Source organism: Bacillus sp. S14(2024), from assembly GCF_050473785.1.
Classification (GTDB): Bacteria; Bacillota; Bacilli; order Bacillales; family Bacillaceae_G; genus Bacillus_A; species Bacillus_A yunxiaonensis.
This window is the reverse complement of sequence record NZ_JBFLUP010000006.1, coordinates 3,153,756-3,176,268: the sequence shown is the minus strand read 5'-3', so window position 1 is coordinate 3,176,268 and position 22,513 is coordinate 3,153,756. Positions and strand designations below refer to the sequence as shown.

Here is a 22,513-nt window from a genome sequence, read left to right as displayed (position 1 = left end):
TTTTGTTAGTTAGGGGGACAAAGCCCACAGCGGGAGGCGTAGTGAGGTCTATAGACCGAACGTAAAAAAGAAGTGATTTTAGGTGGTGAATGTCTATGAGGGTCCAAGAAGTGCTTTTAGAGAATAATAGTAAGAGATACATATTAGTAGATAATGAAGGCATTCCTGTGATTCCTGTGATGAAATACCTGAAGTATTTAGATGTTACAGGGAAAAGCAACAACACACAGAAAACGTACTGTTATGCACTAAAACAGTATTTCTTGTACTTACAGGAGATAGAGAAAAATTACAGGGATATAAGATTAGAGGACTTGGTGGAGTTTGTAGGATGGCTTCGGAATCCGTATGAGAGCAGCAAGGTAATGTCTCTTCGACCTGTGAAGGCAAAGAAAACAGAAAGGACAGTGAACCTTACGGTCACCGCTGTTACAAACTTCTATGACTATTTGTACCGAAATGAAGAGTTACCGCGTGATATGGAAGAGAAATTGATACGCCAGGTCTTTACAGGCGGGAGAACACGGTATAAGAGTTTCCTTCATCATGTCAACAAGGACAAGCTATCTATGCGGAATGTATTGAAGGTAAAAGAACCTCGCAAGAGGGTGCAGACGCTCTCAAAAGAACAGGTGAAACAGGTCTTGGCAGCAACAACGAATATACGGGACACCTTTCTCATCCAGCTCCTGTTTGAGACGGGGTTAAGAATTGGAGAGACGCTTTCTTTATTTTTAGAGGATTTCAAGTTTAGTCATCAAAAAGGGCATCGCATTCGTCTGACGGATCGCGGGGAATTAGAGAACGGTGCGAAACTGAAAACAGGGGAACGGGAAATCTTTGTTTCACAGGACCTCATGGACTTATATGATGACTACATGTACGATGTCATTGACGAATTGGACGTCGAAACCAACTTTGTGTTCGTCAAATTGCGCGGTAAGAACATGGGGAGACCGATGACCTACGGGGATGTAGAAGCTCTATTCAAACGGCTGCGTCAGAAAACAGGAATCGATGTCCACCCTCACCTGTTTCGTCATACGCACGCGACGATGTACTATCAGGAGACGAAGGATATTAAACAGGTACAAGAGCGCCTTGGTCATTCACAAATCCAAACGACCATGAATCTGTACCTTCATCCTTCGGACGAAGACATCCGCAAGGATTGGGAAAAGGCACAGGGCGCATTTCAAATCAAAGAACCGAACGGTGGGAGAGAATGAAACAAATTTATCAGGTTAATACAGAACAACTTGGATTTCATGAGCGATTGCAGCGTGAGCTGTCAGGTTATCCCATGAAGACCATAGAGAAAGATGACTCAGTTACCATCCATCACGTGAAGGATCCCTACTTCTTGGTCAAAGACATTTGGAATGTTGACTTTTTGGAAAACATTCCTCAATTTCAGGAAATAGTTGAGAAATATAAAGGTACACATCGCAATGTGCGTTTTCAAATCAATAACGCGACTGTTAATCTGGAAATAAAATATGTGTGGTATCAGAAATTATTTAAGGATCAATGGTCATTAAGCAACGTATTTGGAGAGTCAGCAAGGCTCTTACGAAGGTTAACAATATTTCTCAACGAAAAATACCCTAACCTTTTCTCCCTTCTTGATCTGGACATCGACCAAACAGAACGGGAATGGTGGTTTTGGTTAGAACGGCAAGGGATTTCAACACAAACTAAAAAAAAAAGACATGACATGTGGCGTTTATATACATAAAGCACCCATCGCAAACTTTTTACGATTTATTCATTCCAATTTTTTTGTCCTGACTGATACGCGTGAAGAATGGGAGAAAGATCGATGGGATGTGCGAATGTTACATAACAAATATGGAATTAACTATAACAAGAGCAATTCTGACTATTACCTTGATTTCACCAAAATTGAACAAGTGGAAATGCGTCAACATATTAAAAGGTATTTCAAACAACGCTTACTTAGTAAGAATCATTTCTCATGGTGTTCAGCTAAAGGTTATCTAACTCATTTATCAAGGTTCTGGTCACTTATATTTTCCTTAGAACCTTCATGGACGAATTTAAAAGGGTTGAAACGATCGCATATGGAACGGTACATCCAATGGTTACATGAATATACAAGAAGTAATTTGACTCAAAAAAATGCGCACCCTGAAAGTCATATACAACTTGCACTGACCTACATAGGAAAGTTCTTGAGAGACACCCAACGATATGAATACGATATCGCTCCTGACACCCGTATACAATTGTTACTCTTTCCAGAAGACAAGCCGAAGTTAAAAAAGAAATCGATTGATCAAATTGATTACATTCCTGACTATGTATTAGAACAGCTCTTTATGCACATCGATGATTTACACAAAGATGTCGTTCCTGTGGTATGGGTTGCTTACAAAACAGGGCTTCGCATTTCGGATGTATTAGGTTTAACCTCGAATTGTTTGGAGCGGATTAACGGTAAATACTCCATTGTCACGGATATTGAGAAAACCTATGTACAAGGACACCGAATTCCAATTGACGAAGAATTGGCAAACATCCTTGCGATTCTCATTCACAAATCCAAAGAGAACAGCAACCAAGGAAATAACCCCGAAGGGTTCATTTTCGTTCGTTATCGTGGCTCTCGAAAAGGCAATCCTTATTTTCAAAAATGGATTCAACGAGAATTAAACAAACTAGCAAAACAAAAGAACATTGTAGATGAGAATGGAAAACTGTTCCACTTTAAACTTCATCAATTTCGACATACCTACGCTGTCAAAATGTTAAATAGCGGTGCAGATATTCTAACTGTACAGGAATTGTTGGCACATGCCTCGCCCGAAATGACCTTACGGTATGCCAAACTGTTGGATGACACGAAGCGAAAGGCATTTGAAGCGGTCTTTAGCAAAGGGCTATGTTTCGACAGAAATGGTAAGGTGCAAGAAATTAAAGCGGGTGAAGATATCCCAAAGGACATCCTGCAGGTCCTTTGGCAAGATCATAAATTAAATGCGATGGAAAATAACTATGGAACGTGTCACGCTCGTTTAAGTGGCGGTTGTGCTTATTTGGAGGAAGCGCCTTGTTTAACGTGTGGTAAGGGAGGCACTCCTTGTAAGGACCTAGCAATTGGCTTTTCCGATTTCGATATCGGAAAATATGAGGATCATATCAAAAGAACCTCCAGAAATATGGAATTGGCAAAACAGTATGGACGTGAAGACATTGTGGAAAAGGGTTCTAGAAATTTGAAGCGTTATGAAGAGATTTTAAGCAAGCTCCAGGAAGGGAACGTTATCTTCGGCAGAATGGAACGAATGAAGCGAAAGCAAGGTGTAGAAAATGGCTAACTATGACCGTAAAGAACATTTAAAAGCAATTCATGCATCAAGAAAAGCGACTACTTCGCAAAAGGTGGATAAAGCCATCCAAAGGCTCGTGCGAGCCAATGATCCTATCAATTTTAATAGTGTGGCAAGCGAGGCTGGCGTAGCAAAAGCGACGCTATACAACAACCGTGAACTGCGTGAACGGATTGAGAGCCTGCGCCAGCAACAAGCGGAAGCTCCTACGCCGAAACAAATCAAGCGTGAGATAGATGAAAACAATAAAGATGCAATTATCGCCTCTTTGAAACGTAAGATTAAGAAATTAGAAGAAGAGAAAAAACAATTGCGTGAGCAATTGAAGGTTGCTTATGCAGATGTATATGAACAGATTTAAGAGCTTTAGATTTTAATAATTAATAAAAAGATACAATTTTATCATAAGCCTTTTTAGAAAAGAAAACAAAGCAAGACCATTAATATTTGGAGCATTCAATCTAATATATTGGGGTTCAGCCGAGATACGTGTAAAAATGGGTCATAGCTTGGATTTTATTTCCATAATATGACTCGTATATTTTTTATACAGGTATATTCTCTTCTATTGGCTGTGGAATGTTTTTTAAATCAATCACATAATCGCCAAAACGTTTTAGATGTTTCGTCATATATGGGCTTAACATCACTAGATGGGGCGGTACCCCAAATACAAAAAATCATATTGAGAAATTAATTAGTAAATTGAATTTTCTGTCTAATTAATTTAAAATAGAGTATGAGTTTTCTGTCATCGAAACCCTTGTACGAAAGAGAGATAGGATTATTCCTATCTCTCTTTCGTATTATTATTGAAATCTCATTCCAGATTGTTATAACATAAAAAAGGGAATTGAGTGGTGAGAGACTCAATTCCTTAGGTGAAGTACAATAAAATTACAGCTGTAGAAGCGATAAAAAAATAGGAATGAAGAGTAATACGTTTTCTTATTCCCCCTTTTCGTGGTGGGGATGGGCAAAAACCCCCAATAACCGAACTGGAAATTGAAAAATGACTTATCCTATCGATAAGTCATTTTTATATCCCAATTATCAACAATATAATTTAATAAAGCCAAAAAATAAAAAATCCGATTTCAAATCATATTGGAAATAAAAGGAATGATGTGGCCTGTTTTTACACATATCTTCTCCTTAGCATATTTCACCAATTGAATTTAAAACACATCTGTATACTATTTGGTGAAATTTACTATTCGAGACGTAATTATTGCAGTAATTAATATAATAATAGCGGTTATCAAGCCAGATTCTCCAATCCAAATCTCAGTTTGATACCCTGTACTTGCACGTGTGAAAGGTCCTTGAATAATGGCATTCCAAGTAGCGTGGATGATAACCGAAGGCCAAATGCTACCTGTGATAAGTCGTAAATAAGCTGTAATATAACCGAATGGCACAATACAAAGATAGATACCAAGTACTGAAAGAACGACAGATGGTCCCGCTACATATAGGCCAGCAATAACAATTGGAACATGCCACGTTGCCCAAATCAATCCACTAATAAGGATGGGCCGTGAAAACTCTGCATCGACTAGCCTTGTGAGCATATAACCTCGCCACCCCATTTCTTCTCCCAAAGCTGGGATTAAGCCAAGCAAACTTCCGAAAATGCCGCTCAATACTACTAGATAAATGAAACTGAATGGTGCCGTTACATACTGAAGTCCAAGCATATTGTAGATTGGTTCTAACATACCACCTTCGGGATGCTGAAACCCCGCAATTCCGCTCAACCAGGCGATAGAATAAGTAATTCCGCAAATAATCATAGGGATTAGCAGAGCAAAACCAATCCCCTTCCATATTTTTAAGTTACCGAGACTAAAAGATACATCTTTAAACCCTTCTTTCAGTATTATGCGAGTCAAAATAGAAGATAATGCTGGGGTAAACATATATACCACAATAAGCGGCATACTTTTCGTAATTATTACTACTACATTTAGGATAATAGAAGTAATGATTAAGATACTCAGAAAGAGTTGAAGTCCTATTTTAGCACGTTGGATTTTATCTTTATTGTGGAACGATTTTGCGTGTAATCTCATTGTAATCCGCCCTTCCCTTTTCATTCACTTGTTTATCGAATTTACTTCTTGTCATTTCTACAGACACAACTTAGAATAAAAATATTTTTGTATACAGATTCATTCATCTTTAAAATCCCTCCCAAATTCATAATCTAGTTTTACTTGCGACTCATCCATGCAATTATTATTTATAAGTTGTCATAACCGATAGTACAAAAGTGTAATGATTAGCATATGACCTGTGTCAATTAACCTTATGACAATATGTAACTAGAAAATATGATATGGAATAAATAACAATTGAATTAAGGCAATTGATTCGTGCAAGTACAATGAATCAATCTTGCTTTTACAAATAATTCAATTGAGGTGGAAAAAATGAATAAGAAAAGCATAATTGCAATGGTTAGTACAGCTTTATTAGTCACAGGATGTGTAGAAGTAGGAAAGGCTGAAACAGTAGCAGTCGAAAACTCAGGTCAATTAATCCAAAAAAATATAGTTAAATCCATACAATCACAGGCTAACCCATTAAAAACGATAGAGCCGTCAAAACCATTTGAGGATTTAAAACCACTTAAGAAAATGATTGGGAGTGCACAATATGTAGGATTAGGAGAGAATACTCATGGAAGCTCTGAAATTTTCACTATGAAGTTTCGACTTGTGAAATATTTGGTTACTGAGATGGGTTTTACAAATTTCGCAATGGAAGAAGATTGGGGAAACGGCTTAAAGCTAAATGAATATATCCAAACGGGAAAAGGAAACCCTAGGGAATTTTTAAAATTGTTATATCCTACTGATGAAATTATAGCCATGATTGAGTGGATGAAAGATTATAATGCTGATCCATCAAATAAAAAAAAGATCCAATTTATTGGGCTCGACTTAAAAGCGTTGGACCAAGGTAGCTTTAATAAAGTAATTGATTATGTAAGGGTGCATCGACCAGATTCGCTGGCAGAAGTAGAAGAAAATTATAAAGAATTATCGTCTTTTACTGGAAGTATACAGGAATATATGAAACTTACTCCTGAATTGAAAGAGAAGTTCAAAGCAAACGCTGAGAGAGTAGCCCGATTACTAAATGATGAGAATGAGCAAGCCAACACAGAAATAGTTTCACCTGAGTACATCTGGGTGAAAGCAACGGCAAGTGCAATAGAGAAATTTACCACAATGCTACTTCCTAACGACTATCCAAGTATGATAAAGCTACATGAGCAATACTTGGCCGATCATGCAATGTGGGCACAAGAGACATTTGGTGGTAAAACGATGGTATGGGCACACAATATTCATATAGCTAAAGGGATTATCGATGAGGAATTATACCCTGATGTTGCTGGGCAGTTTTTAAAGGAACGTTTAGACAATAATTATGTCACAATTGGTAGTACAACTACGGAGGGGAATTTTACCTTATATAGCGAATATAATCCTTCCACCGGAGGTAAGGTTACAACAGACACTATTCCACAAGATGTAAAAAGTTTCAATTATACTCTCGGAAAAGTGCCATATAAAATGTTTTTATTGGATAACCGTCACCTTAAAGGACAAGCAGAGAAATGGGTTAAAGCAAAAAGACCATTACTAAGTATAGGGGGACAAATCCTCCCGAACAGTTCGTTATACTTTGATACTTCATTGCTTGAGCAATTTGATATTATTTTTCATATTCGAAAAACAAGTCCATCTCATATTAAATAAAATTACAAAACAATCCCGTTCTTGCAGATGCAAAAACGGGATTGTTTGTGGAGGATTAATAAAAGCATCTTTTTTAACTAGAAGTAGGCTGCTCTTCCCTTTTTAACATCATTTAGAACTGTCATATGACACTTTTACACTGGTGAGAATGACAAAAAAAGCAGTATGATTCGGTTATTACATAGATAGGAGCGATGAACTTTATGAAGTCAAGATTCATCCATAATGGTTATTTTTTATTGCTAACTTTCGTTACAGGATTGTTTTATTTTTGTTTTTATCTAATAGCTCTGCTATTCAGCTTCACCCTTTCATTCACGGTAATTGGGATTCCACTAGTTATACGCGTACTACAGACTACTACACCTTTTATCCAATTCGAGCGCATACAGACGAAAATTTATACAAATATTTCAACAGACTCTTATGATAGAAGTATAACAATAGATACATCGAACTGGGCTCAGGTGAAATTAGTGCTTACAGATCGTCGCACTTGGTCTGCTGTCTATTGGTTAATGCAGAAATTTGCGATTGGCATTTTTAGTCTCATTAGCGCAACCATTTTTTATGTAATGCCACTTATGTTGCTGTTGGCACCACTACTGTATCGCCACATCGAAATGAATATTATATTCATACAGATAGATACTTTTGCCAAGTCACTCTTTGTAATGTCTATGGGTATAGTATTTATCGCCATAAGTATTAGAATAGTAGATGGTTTGACAAAGAAAATTGGGGGCTATACACGTAGCATGATTCGGCAACTAAATCGATAGAAGTTCGCCTTCTGTGAGAGAATTGCAGTGTAAAATTAAAAAGTATAACAATGTATGAGGGATTAATTTATAATATAGGAAGTAAAAAGGTAGGCTACTTAGGGGGTAAATAACTTGTTAGATATGGTTAAGCATTGGTTTTGGTATGATTGGATTATGTTAGGGATACGTCTACTTACTAGTGTGTCTATCATCCTAGCTACATTAAGTTTCCAGGATGGGTTAACATTGCCACTTTGGATCATTATTCTTTGGGAGGTTGTTGCCTTCTCAATTCCATGGGTAGCCTTACTGTTCAATTACAAATATTATTTGTTCGCAGAAATACTGCTATATGGCGGACAATGTATATATTTAACCTCATTATTTCCGGAAGCTTACAACATATTTCTTATATCGGTGTTTCTAATTGCTACAAATAGTAAGCATTTGTCCTATTATTGGACAGCTCCAACAACAGTTTTTATAACAACTGGAATTTTCTATGCGGTTGCGCCAAGTAATAGCTATTGGGTTATGGTCACCTATTATGGATTCGCTTATGTAATGGGATTCGCTTTTCATTTATTAATCGCCAATCATAAGCAAAATGAAGCAATTCGTAAACAAAACGCGGTACTTGAGCAATATATGTCTCAGATTGAACGCATTACACTGGCAGAGGAACGAAACAGGCTGTCGAGTGAGCTTCATGATACAGTTGGTCACGCTTATACTTCTATTATTATGGGAATGGAAACGTTGCGCACCGAGCTTGCTACTGAAATGGGTATACAGAGGCTAGATTCTCTGCTTGAAATGGGACGTAAAAGCATCGAGGACGTGAGAGGTTACCTACATCAAATGGAGTCTCCGTGTCAATCAACCTCCTTAATTCAATCTCTACAAAATCTTGGAGCCGAATTTCAGGAGCACGCTCAGGTAAATGTAAGTTTTAGGACATTCGGAGAGGAATATCAACTGTCTCGGCAAGCGAAGATCGCGTTCATTCGTTGCTTACAAGAATCTCTTACGAATGCAGTACGTCATGGTCAGGGGACTGAAATTATAGTTTCATTGCAGTTTGAACAACAATATACGAGATTGGAAGTTCAAGATAATGGAAAAGGAAATGTAGAATGGCAAGAAGGCTTCGGTATGAATGCGATGAAAGAACGGACAATGAATTTGCAAGGGCAATTGTCTGTATATACAAAGCCAGAGGAAGGTATGCTTGTTACTTGTACCATACCACGACAAACTGAAATAAAAGATGGACTTATTCGCTTGTTGATTGTAGACGACCAGCCGTATGTTCGAGAAAGTTTGAGTATATTGCTCGATAGATATGAAGATTTAAATGTAGTCGGTTTGGCTGAGGATGGCAATCAAGCCATCGATTTGTGTGGGCGCCTTCAACCCCACGTTATACTTATGGATTTAGATATGCAGCACATGGATGGAATCGAAGCAACCAAAAAGATTAAGCAACAATGGCCACATATCCGCGTATTGATTTTTACAACGTTTCAGGATACCGAACAGGCGTTGGAATCGCTTCGCAACGGTGCGGATGGTTTTTTACTCAAATCTATTGAAACGTTGGAGCTAGCTAATACAATCCGACTTATTCACAAAGGTGGGACACTGATTGATCAGGGGATGTCTCACAAAATATTTGAGAAGTTTGATGAGCAAAAAGAGACACCACAATCAAAAGCAACCGCTTATGAGCTAACAGCTAGGGAGATAGAAATATTGCAGCTAGTAGCAAAGGGATTTCGATACACTACCATAGCATCAAGGTTATATTTATCGAATGGTACGGTCAGAAATTATGCTTCCACAGCTTATACAAAGCTAGGAGTCCGTAACAAAGAGGAAGCTGTTCAAAAGGCTCTAGAAATTGGAATTATTGGACCTCTTCGATAATTAAAGCTTTTATGATAAATTAGTGTAAAAAAAGAAAAAGAGGTTGTTATGAATATCTATGAAAAAAGTCACAAACTATCCGATGGAGAGTTCAAGTGTCTTATGGGGGTGCAAAGAGAAACCTTTAAAGAAATATTATAAAAGAAAGAGGTAATTATATATACAAACCCATTTTGTATGCCGTGTATTTGGGTTAAGAATTGGCTCGATTCTAAAAAATCAATTACGCTGAGAAAGTAATAGTTGACAATGAAGAAAATTTCAACGAATTTAAAACCCTTAATAGGCGTCACACGACCAAAAAAAGAAAATTGTACGTTAAGGAATATTTTTACATAAAAAGGATGATTCTTTTCTATATTAAAGAATCATCCTTTTTTAATTCTCTTAATTTCCGATATAAAGCTGCTTGGCTTACACCTGTGATGGCGCAAATTTCTTTAATTGTTTTCTTTGTTTGTTGGCGTAATTCAATTGCATGGTTCATCCCTGCATGTTGTTCCGTGTATTTTTTTATTCTCCCTCGATACACTCCTTTTTGTTTTGCAAGTTTAATTCCAGCAATTTGTTTTTCCTTAATCATTTCTCGATCAAATTCACTAAAGGCCGACATAACTGTTAAAAAGGATTTTCCTGTTGGAGTTCGTGTGTCAATTCCTAAATTGGGTTTCTTTGCCCATCCCCCGAAAAGGGGGGATAATACAAAAAATACCAATTAGATACTGAATAGAATGTTATGTAATTTTAATTATTCTTCATTGAAAGAAATTATAGAGAATGAATTGGAATATTTATTTGATTCATTTTTTTGATGTGTAAATGGATAATGGAAATAATCCTTGTCACAAAAACGACCGTTTATGGTGCTTTATTTACTTCTATTCAAATAGAGAAAAATACTATGCAAATTCAGTTTCAAAAATCAGTACCAAAAATAAAAGGTTCTAACATATTAGTCATATATAATATGTTGGAACCCTTATATTTTAAGTTTTTTTGAATTTAGGTCTTGATAAACACATTAAGGGGATCTTTGGCTATTTATAAACAGAATTTCTACTTCAAAATTCGAAGCATCACTTTAATTTCAATATGCCTTTGTAAAAAATTGTACTGTATACATTATTCTATATTTCTATTTAAAGTGAAAATATTACTTTTAAAGGATGAAATAGGTTGAATTGGAAAAAGGAACTACACAAATAATCAGAAGAATATTATGATGAAAAAAATAGAGAGATGGGAGTATTTGTAGAAATGCTAAAAAGAAAAAAGTGGATAACGTATGGCGTGATTCTTTTGATGATTGTAGTTGGTTATATGAGTATTTTACAATATATTATTTACAAGCATGGACATATGGAAGCACCGAATGATGCAGATTATATGATTGTACTTGGCGCCCGTGTGAATGGAACAGAACCATCTTATTCTCTGCAATATCGTATTGATAAAGCCGCTGAATATTTAAAAACACATCCAGAAACAACTGCAATTGTGTCTGGTGGTAAAGGAAAAGGGGAGAAAATCTCCGAAGCTTTAGCTATGAAACAAGGATTAATGGAACAGGGAATTCAAGAAGAACGGATTACAATGGAAGATCGTTCTACAAATACAAATGAAAACATACAATTCTCAAAATCTCTTATTCCAACAAATAAGAAAAAAGGAATGATCGTAACGAGCGATTTTCATATGTATCGTGCAAAAAAGATTGCTGAAAAACAAGGATTGCAGTTAGAGGGATTGTCTGCAAGAACACCCAAACCTGTTATCATTCAATCTAATGTTCGAGAATACTTGGCAATTACAAAGTATTGGCTCATGGATCAAATATAACGAGAAATCTTACAAAACTGTAATTTGGCTGAAAGGTAAAACGATAGTTTCTAAAGTTTTAGAATGGCATAATAAAAGTAACAAAAACAACAAAACTTTAGAGGTGAATCGTATGAAAAGCAATAATATTTTATCTTCATTATGTTATTTTAGTATTTTCTTTGCACCGTTCTTATTTCCAATTATCGTCTACTTTATTGCCGAAGGTGACGTGAAATATCATGCAAAAAAAGCATTATGGACGCACATCATTCCATTTATTATCTTATTTGGAGGCCTTGCTCTTTCAGGGGCAGTTGGTATTGGTATGGGAGACGCTGCAAGTATTGGTGTTGGTGTGATTGTAACGTATGTCATTTGTGCAGTTGTGGGAATTTATTATTTTGTTTGGAATATTGTAAAAGGTGTAAAGGTGTTGAAAGTAGCTTAATTACGTATGGAAGGATCAATCAAATAAGATTGGTCCTTTTTTATATGTCATTTTGTCATAAACATATCATTTGTCTATAAGTGAAAAATATGTTAATTATTGAGTATTCAGATTACAGGAGGCAGGATATGATGAATGAAGTTATACATAAAATGGAGCAACACGTATCAGTTCGTAAATATAAAAAGGAACCGATTCCAAAGAATATAATTGAAAGAATGATTGAAGCAGCACAGCATGCGGCATCATCACATTTTGTGCAAGCTTATTCTGTTGTATATGTAACAGATGAAGCATTAAAAGAACAATTAGCGGAGCTATCTGGAAATCGTCATGTGAAAAGTTGCGCGGCATTCTTTGTTTGCTGTGCAGATTTAAAGCGATTGGAAATAGCATGTGAGAAGCATGGAACAGAAATTAAATCTGATACAACAGAAAATTTCATTGTAGCAACGGTAGATGCCTCTCTGTTTGCTCAAAATTTAGCACTTGCTGCTGAATCTCTTGGATATGGCATTTGTTATATTGGCGGCATTCGTAATAATCCAGAGCAAGTAAGCGAATTATTACATTTGCCGGATAAAGTATATCCAGTCTTCGGAATAACAATTGGTGTACCGGATGAAAATCATGGGGTGAAACCTCGATTATCAGTTGGAGCTATTTTACATGAAAATGTATATGATGAGAAAAAATATAATGAATTATTGGATGAATACGATCATACGACAAACCAGTATTATAAAGAAAGATTAACAAATCAAAAGGATGTGACATGGACTGGTTCAATGAGTGCGTTTATGTCACAGGAAAAGCGATTGCATATGAAAGAATTTTTGGTTAAAAAGGGATTTAATAAAAAATAATGTAGAAAAAGCGGCTATTACATAGGCCGCTTTCTTTCATGTATTTTGGAATTGTTCTACTGTTTACACGTCTCTACATCAATCCCAGCAGCAATTAATTTTTTTTCTCCTTCTTGTTCAATAATCTTTTGTAGTTTTGATAAGAACGAATCAAAATCTGTATGCTGTGCAACTTGGAATGTCATTTTATGTTCAATTGGAAGCCATGTATCAATGTCTGCTTCATTATGTTGGATTTTTACTTCTAGCTTATCTAGAGCGTTCGCTACTTTTGCTTCATATGTTTCTTTTTCTTCAAATTCCATCCATAGGTCATATAATTCTTCTCCAAGTGGACCTGACAGTGTATGTTTAATATTCAGGATTGCTTGCTGTTCGTTTTCTTGTTTTTTTCGCTTTAATTCTTCACTATTCATTATATCAAACGCAGGGATATCACCCGCTTCAGCTTCAACTAAATCGTGAATAATTACCATTTTAAGTAACTTTTCTATATTCACTTCTTTATCTAAATAAGGCTGAACGAGGATAGCCATGAGTGACATACGCCATGTATGCTCTGCTACACTCTCTTGACGGCCGTTAGAAAGCCAACTGTGCCGCATTTCGTATTTTAGTTTTTCTGCTAGTGCAATTACTTTTAAAATATTATATTCCATATAAATCTCCCCTTTATATATGTTAATCTTAATACGAAAATGAAATGTGTCAATAACATGAATTTATTGCTATAAATAGATGATGAACATATAATAGGAGGGTATGAAGGCGGATTATTTAAAAGAAAAATGGCACTTTTATCCCGTATTAACGGCTCACGTCAAGAGTGAGAGAAGCCAAGATGCTAGGTGGGGGACAACTGTCCGTAAAAGCCCGATTGGTGAGAGCTTTCCATTAGTGTGGAATGAGAAGTTTCCTTCTAACAGGGAGTTATCGTCTGCACGTGCAGCAAATATGATTTACTTGTTAATAGAAGACTATGGAATTTCAGCATCACGTTTAGCTGCAGTTGGATATGTAGATACAAAAACGGTTGCTGTAAATGATTCTCCAGAAAACTGGCAAAAAACCAGTCGTGTTGTCATTTATATTAAAGAGCTTTAAATTTCACTTGATAAAAATGTAATATTTTTCCGTTTTATTTATCTAATTTAAAAAAATAACAAAAATACAAGTATTCTTTTAAAAAAATATTTAAATTTTATCATTTTATTTTGTATAATGAAGGAGAATGCTAACATTAAATATTAAGATATCTCTATACATAGAAAGGGAGAATTATTAGAATGGCACATAAAATTTTAGTTGTAGATGATGCAATGTTTATGAGAACGATGATTAAAAATTTATTAAAAAGCAGTACTGAGTTTGAAGTAATTGGTGAAGCAGAAAATGGAATTGAAGCAATTCAAAAATATAAAGAGTTGCAGCCAGATATTGTAACACTTGATATTACAATGCCAGAAATGGATGGATTAGAAGCGTTAAAGGAAATTATAAAGATTGATGCAAGCGCAAAAGTTGTCATTTGCTCTGCTATGGGGCAACAAGGTATGGTACTGGATGCAATTAAAACCGGAGCAAAAGATTTTATTGTAAAACCGTTCCAAGCGGATCGTGTAATTGAAGCATTAACAAAAGTAGCAACAAACTAACATACAAAATAACTGGAGGCGCCAACTTGAACATAAGCTATTGTATATGTAATGAAAAAAGGGTGCCTCCTTTTTATATCCTTTCTATTAGTTTGCGAAACATTAAATTAATATACATAAATTATAGGTTTTCAGAACGGACAGGTAGGGGATTGATATGCAAACAGACTTATTAAGTATTTTTTTCGAAGAGTCAGAAGAGCATTTACAAGCGTTAAATGAAAATGTGCTCATATTGGAACAAAAACCAGGAGACATGGAAGTTGTTGGGGAAATTTTCCGATCTGCACATACATTTAAAGGGATGTCTGCTAGTATGGGCTTCACAGAGATGGCAGATTTAACTCATAAAATGGAGAATGTATTAGATGAAATTCGTCACGGCAATATGGTTGTAAATGCTAACATTATTGATGTGATTTTTGAATGTATCGATAATTTAGAGAAAATGGTGGCGGATGTGCAGCAAGGTGGTATGGGGAATATTCATGTTGCTAGTACAAAACAAAAATTGGAAGCATTGCTTCATGGTGAGCAACCTGTGGAACAAGCTGAAAACGAGATAGAGCAAAACCAAGATGATAAAGCATCTCTTGTAGTACATATTTCTATTCAGCAGCAGGCAATGTTAAAAGCGGTGCGCGCGATTATGTGTATTGAGGCGTTGCAAGGCCTTGGAGAAATTGAAAAAACGGTGCCGACTATAGAGGAAATTGAAGCGGATACGTTTGATTTTGACTTTACCGTTTATTTAAAAACAGAGCGAAGTGAAGAAGAAATTCAGCAAGCTGTACTTCACGTATCTGAAATTGAAAAAGCAGAAGTAAAGAAATTAGAAGAATTGTCGTCTGTAAAAATAGAGGAAAAGCAATCTGTTCAAGAGAAAGAGCTTCCGCAGCAAACATCAGTAAAAGAACCTGCGAAGGCAAAAGGTAAAAGTGCAAAGGTTGAAAACCGTTCGATTCGTGTACAACTTGATAAAATTGAGCGCTTAATGAATATGTTTGAAGAAAGTGTCATTGAACGCGGCAGAATTGATGAATTAGCAGAGTCCATTCAAAACAAAGAATTGATTGAGCATTTGAACCGATTAGGAGACATTTCAAAGGATATTCAAAATGTTCTACTGAATATGCGCATGGTTCCAATTGAAACGGTTTTTAATCGTTTTCCACGTATGGTACGTATGCTTGCAAAAGAGCTTGGAAAGAAAATTGATTTGCAAATTACTGGTGAGGATACAGAAGTCGATAAGATTGTTATTGATGAGATTGGGGATCCACTTGTACATATTATTCGTAATGCAATCGACCATGGTATTGAAACTGTTGATGCAAGGCGCAATGCTGGAAAAAGCGAAACAGGAACAATTAAACTCGAGGCATTTCATAGTGGTAATCATGTTGTCATTCAAATTTCTGATGATGGTAGCGGTATTCATAAAGGAAGAGTATTGAAAAAAGCGATTCAAAATGGCGTTGTGACAGAAGCAGAAGCGAATAAACTAACGGACCGTGAAGTGTACGAGCTTATTCTTGCACCGGGATTTAGTACAGCGGAAGTTGTTTCTGATTTATCCGGCCGCGGTGTAGGGCTAGATGTTGTGAAACATACAATTAATAGTTTAGGTGGACATGTAATTATTGATTCAGAAGAAGGGAAAGGAAGTACGTTCCGCATCGAGCTGCCGTTAACACTTTCCATCATTCAATCGATGCTTGTTCAAACAAATGAAACACGCTATGCCCTGCCGCTTGGAAATATCGTTGAAGCGGTTCGTATTAGAAAAGAAGATATTCAAACACTGCAAGGAAAAGATATTTTAAATTATCGTGATCAAGTTATTGAAGTAAAACATTTAAGTGTTATTTTCGGTGAAAAGACACTAGAAGAAGCATTGGCAGCATATGAGGGACAAATGGTTCCAGTATTAATTGTGCGTAACTCACGTCGCAGTTACGGATTAGTTGTAAACACGATTATTGGTCAAAGAGAAATTGTATTAAAATCACTTGGAGACTTTTTTGCTGATAGTGTAACATATTTTTCTGGTGCAACGATTCTTGGTGACGGACGGGTAGTTCTCATTTTGAATCCGGAAGGTTTATAAGATGAATAAACTCCTCAACGTATATGGTTGGGGAGTTTTAGATTATCTTGCTACTTGCGGATAACAACCTCTCTACCGTAGGCTTCAGAAGAAGCAAAGATATGCTGCTGGCATGTGCCCGATTGGACGGGCTTTTCATCAGTGGGTGATGAAGAAAACGCACACTGATGGAAGTTTCACTCTATATATTAGCTGTTTTTTGTAATAAATTTGTTAAAATGTATAGAATATAGTTGTTTTCTTCAGCAATTTTGTATTTAATTTTATATGGACATTAAATTATTAAAATGTAAAAATGCCATGATGATATAGAGAAAGAGCGATATGAGGGGGTTTAGCAAATGGCTGAACAACATAGACATGGAGACGGTGATACACTTGTACTTGAGAAAGATCATTCACATTTATTAACACAACAAGAATGTGATATTCTCGGAGAAATTGCAAATATATCATTTGGCTCAGCTTCAACGGTATTGTCCACGTTATTAAATCGACAAGTTAGTATAACTACTCCTAGTGTAGAAGTAGTAGATTTATATGATACGAGAGAAGTTGAAATTCCACATGTTGTATTAAATATTCATTTTACAAAAGGTCTTGAGATGGAGAACTTGCTTGTGATCAAGCAAGATGTTGCATTAGCAATTGCTGATTTAATGATGATGGGAACGGGCGAAGTTGAAGACGGAAGAGAACTATCCGAATTAGAACTGAGTGCTGTTAAAGAAGCGATGAATCAAATGATGGGATTTGCAGCAACTTCTATGTCAGAATTTTTTCAAGATGTTGTAGATATGTCTCCTCCAACAATCCAAGTTGTTACTCTAACAGAAGAGATGGAGAAAATTTCCAAAGTAGATAGTAGTGGTAGCGGTGCAATTATTAAAATATCATTTGATTTGAAAATTGATGATTTGGTAAGTTCAAAGCTTGTACAAATTGTTTCAATAGAAAGCGCAAAAAAAATGGTAAACAAGCTTCTGCAATTATCAGGAGATGTAGAAGAGAAAGAAAATCCTTCAGTAGCATTGTTGACACAAGAAGAAAAAGATGTTCTTGGGGAGATTGCAAATATATCAATCGGCTCGGCTTCTACTGTTTTATCAACATTACTGAATCAACCTGTAAGCATCAGTATACCGCAAGTTGAAACGATTAATGTCCGCGATTATAATGGTGTGCCTGTGCCGTTTGTTATCTTAAATGTAGATTTCATTGAAGGATTACAACATGAAAATATATTTGTATTTTCAAAAGATGTTGCTTTAACGATGGTAGATTTAATGATGATGGGAACGGGCGAAATTGATCCGGAACAAGAGCTAACTGAATTGGAATTAAGCGGTGTAAAAGAGGTTATGAACCAAATGATGGGGCATGCAGCAACAGCAATGTCTGAAATGTTCTCAGAGAAAATGGATATTTCACCGCCAACAGTTAAATTTGTCACTCTTCAAGAAGAAATGGAGAGTATGAGTGGAACTAGTATGATGGATGAACTCGTCCAAATTACATTTCAACTGGAGATTGGCAATTTAATTCATTCGAAAATGTATCAAATTTTGCCAATACCAGAAGCAAAGGCAATGGTAAGGCGTCTACTTCCACAAGTAGAAGAGGAGGAAAACATAGAGAAGCAAGAGGAACATGTAGAAGCTCCTCCAGTAGAAGAATCTACAGCGCAGCCTGTGAAGCTTCAAGAAATTTCTCCTAGTACAAAGGCTGAAATTAATACATATGTGCAAACGGATATATTACAAAATGTAGAAGTGAATTTGAAATTTGTATTTGGAAGTACGATGAAAACAATTGAAGATATTTTAAGTTTACATGAAAATGAAACAGTGCTACTGGATGAAAGTACTGAGGAGCCGATTCAAATTTATGTAAATGATGTGTTAGTGGCTTACGGAGAACTTGTAAATGTCGATGGATTTTTCGGTGTGAAAGTAATGAAATCGCTGTAATTCATCATGCTAGGAGTTAGAAATGAAAAATATAAGGTATTTTCTCAGTAGCTGTATGGTTTTGCAACTGTTCATGCTGTTTCCTATATATAGTAGGGCAGAAGCAATTGAGAATCCTCCTGCTGCAAAACAAGAAAATAATGAACTAGTAGAAGAACAAAATATAAACACGGAAATAGGACATATTACCGTAAGTAAGACAAAAGCTATTGTCGGTGAAACAATTCATATTGCGATTGAACCAAAAGAATTACGTGTTCAAAAATTGCTGGGGCGGCTTCGTTTATCCAATAACGAACAGCAATATGAACAAGAACGCCAGTTATCTTTTACATACGATGAAGAGATGAAACGATGGACTGCAAACTATACAGTTACCCCGTACGATTTAGAGGGGAATTGGCAGCTTGATGTTCTTATGTATGGTGACGGGGAACCGATAGAGCAAAAAGTAGATCTTGTGCAAATTGAAAATAAAGAACCTCTTCCTGATAAGGAAGGTCCAAAGTTGGAGGAATTTCTGATTTTGGATCATCCAGAGAGTACACTGGAAATGAAAAAAGGTGAATTACTGACTATTCATGCTAAGGGAAAAGATGAGGCATCAACTGTGAAACAAATTACAGTTCGATTAGAAGGGAAAGAAACAAATTTCTCCTTCCCGCTTCAATATGATAAAAAAGAAGATAGCTGGATAGGGACGTATAAAATGACCGAGGCAATGCCAATTGGTGTATACAAACTTATGATTGAATTAGTTGATGCAGCGGGGAATACAAGTGTGATGGAAAGTCAGTACGTTGTTTCGGTTGTAGAAGAGAAAAAGACAGCAGATTCAACGAAAGAACAATCGGAAGAACAAAAACAGCAGGAAGAAACAAAAGTTGTAACTCCTTCGAAAGAGGCAATTATTACAATAACAGAACCAGCAAAACAAAAGCAGCATGATATTAGTCATACACAAGATGTAAAAGTAAAAGAGACACAAAAAGCACCACATAATAAAGGCGTAGTGCAACCAAAAAAAGAAAACAAAAAAGAAGACAAGAAAGAAGATAAGAAAGAAAATAAGAAACAACAGACTGGGGTACAGTCTTCTGATTTATTTGCCATCATATCTGGAGGTTTTTTAATATTTTTCATACTAAAAAGTAATAAAGACTGGGGTTCATAGAGTAAAACTTTCGTCGATGATGGCTTTGTTGATTGGATAAAAATAAAGCGCTGCAGTGAATCACTGCAGCGTGTATAAGAAGGAGGGCTGTGTATGGAAATTAATCGAGTGACACCAGGAAAAACAACATTTGAACCATTACAACAGCCTTCAAGTTTGAATAAAGGGGAAGTAACTACACAGCAAAAACAGAATACGATATCGTTTGCAATTGACCATCATATCGTTACAAAAGGAGAGCAAATTGGCATTATAGTATCAAATGTTCAAGAGGGGCAAGTTGCTGTGCGCATCATTTTAAACGAACTAAAGTCGGTCTTACAATTGTTTCAGCAGCTACAATCGTTGTCGGAGCAGCCAAAGGGACAAAATGAGCAAATGTATCAAAGTATTTTACAAAACGTGCAGGAGCTTGTAAAACATGTACATGTTCGGCAAATCCCATTATTAGATGGAACATACGATTTTATTGAATTGCCGGTCTCTTTTCAGCAATATGGGAAACAAGTGACGATACCTTTGCTAGATGTCCTTGCTTTTACTCATATGCTAGAGCACGATCCTTCTAAAGTAGAGATGGTCGTTCAAACGATAACAGCTTATATGATGAAACTATCAAACGAAAGTACAGGTATTGATGCAACAACTATTGTTTCACAAGAACGTGATGTCGGTATGTGGAGAGCGTTAGCTGAAATGAGTATGACACAGTTTTCGCAGCAGATGAAACAATGGACAATGCAACATAAATGGTCAATTACAATCTTTTTTCTACTCATTTGGATGATTTGTATATTTGTTATATAGGGGTAACAATAAAATCTTTTTATTTTTATATAAAGATTTAAAGGGAGAAAATGCAATGAGTTTAGTAAAAAAGATTACAATCGTGAATTCAATTTTTATTATATTACTCGTATTGTTGTCTGTTTGTAGTAGTTTTGTTGTATATACGTATGATCAAAAAAGACAACTTACAATGATGGAAGCGAATGAAACGATGCAGTTATATGATTCTATTCGCTTTCAATTTATGTCTGCTACAGCTTCAGTTCAAAGTGCCTTTATACAAGAGCCAAATGATGATCGTAGTGAAGAGGAACGAATAGAGGAATCAGTTGCAAAGTTTAACGATGCAAAGAAGGCATATGGGCATATTCAACAGGATGTGGAGAAACTCGGAAAGAGTAGCTATACGACAAATTTTTATAAGCAATTGCAATTGCAAGTTACTGAGGGAAATAAACAAATTGGTGAGTTGCAAAATGTAATAAAGCAAGATCGTCTGCAAGCGTATATTCAAGCAAAACAGGCGCTTCGAGTAATTGATTCTGGTGTGAATTTAGCGAATACACAAAAGAATTCGATTCAAGAAACATTAAGAAATCGCGTGGATAAGATTGAAGGGACGATACAGCTTATTCGAACTAGTATTACTGCGATGATGGTTATTGTAAGTATCGTTCTGATTATTGTTAATTTCTTTATGATTAAGCGTTCTTTAAAACCATTAAGTCAAGTAGCTCATAAACTAGAAGCTTTTTCAGGTGAGGAAGCAGATTTATCGTTTCGTCTTCATTATAAAAAACGTGATGAAATTGGCCGCCTTGTAATCGGATTTAATAGCTGTATGGATGAATTGCAGCGAATGATGCTTCATGTTAAAGAAGTAACAAAAGCGGTAACGGAACAATCGAATCACGTTATGATTACGTCGAGTGAAGTGGCAGCATCGGTTTCAGGACAGACAGGGACACTTACAAATATGTCCACACATATGGCTGAACAAGCAACCGTGATGAACAATAGTTTGCAAGCCGTTGAAGACATGTCTAATCGTGTGCAGCGTGTAGCGGAAGCGGCGTCTTATGTTGCTGAAACGACGGGACATGCAACGCATCAAGCAGAGGATGGGCGTACACAAATTCGTCAATCTGTAGAGCAAGTCGATACGATTCATCAGTCAGTAAATCATACAGCAAATGTGATTGGAAGTTTAGCATCAAGTTCAAAGCAAATTGAAAGATTAATTGAAGCAATCCGTGATATTGCTGAACAGACAAATTTATTAGCGCTTAATGCTTCTATCGAAGCAGCGCGTGCTGGAGAACATGGACGCGGATTTGCTGTTGTTGCCGAGGAAGTGCGTAAATTAGCAGAACAGTCTAAAGGAGAAACAGCAGAAATCCAAGGCTTTATTATGCAAATTTATAATGATATTCAACGAGCAACCGCAGCGATTTCGCAAGGTGTCATGGAATCAAAAAAAGGACAAACGATGATGTATGAAGCAGGTGCGGCTGTGGATGGTATCGTACAAGAAATTGCAAAAATTGCAAATGAAATGCAAGAAGTATCTGTACAAACAGAGGAAATGACAACGTATGTGGAAGATATGCAACAAACGTTAGAAACAGTTGCAAATCAATCAATGCAGTATGCAGAGCAAACAGAACAAATTTCAGTGCAGGCTCGTGAACAGGCTGCAGCAGTTGATATGATGAAACAAGAAGCAGAATCGTCTAAATCTATGTCTAATGAGCTTTCAAGTGTGATTGGTCGCTATAAATTATCCTAGTTTGTTTCAATATAAAAAGGTCGCTATTCAATGATGAAAGCGGCCTTTTTATATTGATTTTATCCCGCATTA

Annotated in this window: 16 protein-coding genes and 3 pseudogenes; 16 read left to right on the top strand and 3 right to left on the bottom strand. The window is 36.2% G+C overall.

Annotation, left to right across the window (positions count from 1 at the left end):
- Positions 1 to 95: 95 nt before the first annotated feature.
- The 3 genes and pseudogenes from AB1279_RS16160 (at position 96) to AB1279_RS16150 (ending at position 3,714) form a co-directional block, all read left to right on the top strand.
- Positions 96 to 1,229, top strand: coding sequence for a tyrosine-type recombinase/integrase (locus AB1279_RS16160; protein WP_429759875.1), 1,134 nt, complete (start codon positions 96 to 98; stop codon positions 1,227 to 1,229).
- Positions 1,226 to 3,341: pseudogene (locus AB1279_RS16155) on the top strand (tyrosine-type recombinase/integrase). Before AB1279_RS16160 ends, AB1279_RS16155 begins: the two are co-directional and overlap by 4 nt.
- On the top strand, positions 3,334 to 3,714 hold the full coding sequence (locus AB1279_RS16150) for a DUF6262 family protein (protein ID WP_429759873.1): 381 nt from the start codon (positions 3,334 to 3,336) through the stop codon (positions 3,712 to 3,714). Before AB1279_RS16155 ends, AB1279_RS16150 begins: the two are co-directional and overlap by 8 nt.
- A gap of 835 nt (positions 3,715 to 4,549) precedes the next feature.
- Here the strand turns inward: AB1279_RS16150 and AB1279_RS16145 are convergent.
- A complete protein-coding gene (locus AB1279_RS16145) occupies positions 4,550 to 5,428 on the bottom strand; it encodes a CPBP family intramembrane glutamic endopeptidase (protein WP_429750800.1) in 879 nt (292 codons plus the stop codon).
- 360 nt (positions 5,429 to 5,788) lie between these two features.
- Here AB1279_RS16145 and AB1279_RS16140 point away from each other — a divergent pair, with 360 nt between their 5' ends.
- The 3 genes from AB1279_RS16140 (at position 5,789) to AB1279_RS16130 (ending at position 9,819) form a co-directional block, all read left to right on the top strand.
- On the top strand, positions 5,789 to 7,126 hold the full coding sequence (locus tag AB1279_RS16140; protein ID WP_429759872.1) for an erythromycin esterase family protein: 1,338 nt from the start codon (positions 5,789 to 5,791) through the stop codon (positions 7,124 to 7,126).
- Positions 7,127 to 7,329: 203 nt separating this feature from the next.
- Entirely contained in the window at positions 7,330 to 7,908 is a 579-nt protein-coding gene (locus AB1279_RS16135) for a sensor domain-containing protein (protein ID WP_429750804.1), read from the top strand.
- A 114-nt stretch (positions 7,909 to 8,022) separates the two neighbouring features.
- Entirely contained in the window at positions 8,023 to 9,819 is a 1,797-nt protein-coding gene (locus tag AB1279_RS16130) for a response regulator (RefSeq protein WP_429750806.1), read from the top strand.
- Between the two features lie 355 nt (positions 9,820 to 10,174).
- On the opposite strand, the pseudogene AB1279_RS16125 reads toward AB1279_RS16130, so the two are convergent.
- Positions 10,175 to 10,483 (bottom strand): annotated as a pseudogene (locus AB1279_RS16125) (recombinase family protein); the annotation flags it as partial.
- A 593-nt stretch (positions 10,484 to 11,076) separates the two neighbouring features.
- Here AB1279_RS16125 and AB1279_RS16120 point away from each other — a divergent pair.
- From AB1279_RS16120 to nfsA, 3 genes are all read left to right on the top strand, one after another.
- Positions 11,077 to 11,658 (top strand): YdcF family protein, encoded by a 582-nt coding sequence (locus AB1279_RS16120; RefSeq protein WP_429759871.1) that lies wholly within the window; start codon positions 11,077 to 11,079, stop codon positions 11,656 to 11,658.
- A gap of 112 nt (positions 11,659 to 11,770) precedes the next feature.
- Positions 11,771 to 12,088, top strand: a complete 318-nt coding sequence (locus tag AB1279_RS16115) for a DUF4870 domain-containing protein (protein ID WP_429759870.1) — start codon at positions 11,771 to 11,773, stop codon at positions 12,086 to 12,088.
- Positions 12,089 to 12,219: 131 nt separating this feature from the next.
- Complete coding sequence (nfsA, locus tag AB1279_RS16110) at positions 12,220 to 12,954, top strand: oxygen-insensitive NADPH nitroreductase (RefSeq protein WP_429761446.1); 735 nt, start codon at positions 12,220 to 12,222, stop codon at positions 12,952 to 12,954.
- A gap of 56 nt (positions 12,955 to 13,010) precedes the next feature.
- Here nfsA and AB1279_RS16105 read toward each other — a convergent pair whose 3' ends face one another.
- A complete protein-coding gene (locus AB1279_RS16105; protein ID WP_429759868.1) occupies positions 13,011 to 13,613 on the bottom strand; it encodes an HD domain-containing protein in 603 nt (200 codons plus the stop codon).
- Between the two features lie 238 nt (positions 13,614 to 13,851).
- Between AB1279_RS16105 and AB1279_RS16100 the strand changes: the two are divergent.
- The 7 genes and pseudogenes from AB1279_RS16100 to AB1279_RS16070 form a co-directional block, all read left to right on the top strand.
- Positions 13,852 to 14,058: pseudogene (locus AB1279_RS16100) on the top strand (OmpA family protein); the annotation flags it as partial.
- A 182-nt stretch (positions 14,059 to 14,240) separates the two neighbouring features.
- Complete coding sequence (locus AB1279_RS16095) at positions 14,241 to 14,609, top strand: response regulator (protein ID WP_429750788.1); 369 nt, start codon at positions 14,241 to 14,243, stop codon at positions 14,607 to 14,609.
- 157 nt (positions 14,610 to 14,766) lie between these two features.
- On the top strand, positions 14,767 to 16,719 hold the full coding sequence (locus tag AB1279_RS16090) for a chemotaxis protein CheW (RefSeq protein WP_429759867.1): 1,953 nt from the start codon (positions 14,767 to 14,769) through the stop codon (positions 16,717 to 16,719).
- 341 nt (positions 16,720 to 17,060) lie between these two features.
- The gene (locus tag AB1279_RS16085) at positions 17,061 to 18,689 is read left to right on the top strand and encodes a flagellar motor switch protein (protein ID WP_429759865.1); all 1,629 of its coding nucleotides are present in this window, start codon (positions 17,061 to 17,063) and stop codon (positions 18,687 to 18,689) included.
- Positions 18,690 to 18,711: 22 nt separating this feature from the next.
- The gene (locus AB1279_RS16080; RefSeq protein ID WP_429759864.1) at positions 18,712 to 19,863 is read left to right on the top strand and encodes an Ig-like domain repeat protein; all 1,152 of its coding nucleotides are present in this window, start codon (positions 18,712 to 18,714) and stop codon (positions 19,861 to 19,863) included.
- Between the two features lie 93 nt (positions 19,864 to 19,956).
- On the top strand, positions 19,957 to 20,670 hold the full coding sequence (locus AB1279_RS16075; RefSeq protein ID WP_429759863.1) for a hypothetical protein: 714 nt from the start codon (positions 19,957 to 19,959) through the stop codon (positions 20,668 to 20,670).
- 55 nt (positions 20,671 to 20,725) lie between these two features.
- The gene (locus AB1279_RS16070; RefSeq protein ID WP_429759862.1) at positions 20,726 to 22,441 is read left to right on the top strand and encodes a methyl-accepting chemotaxis protein; all 1,716 of its coding nucleotides are present in this window, start codon (positions 20,726 to 20,728) and stop codon (positions 22,439 to 22,441) included.
- Positions 22,442 to 22,513 lie beyond the last annotated feature (72 nt).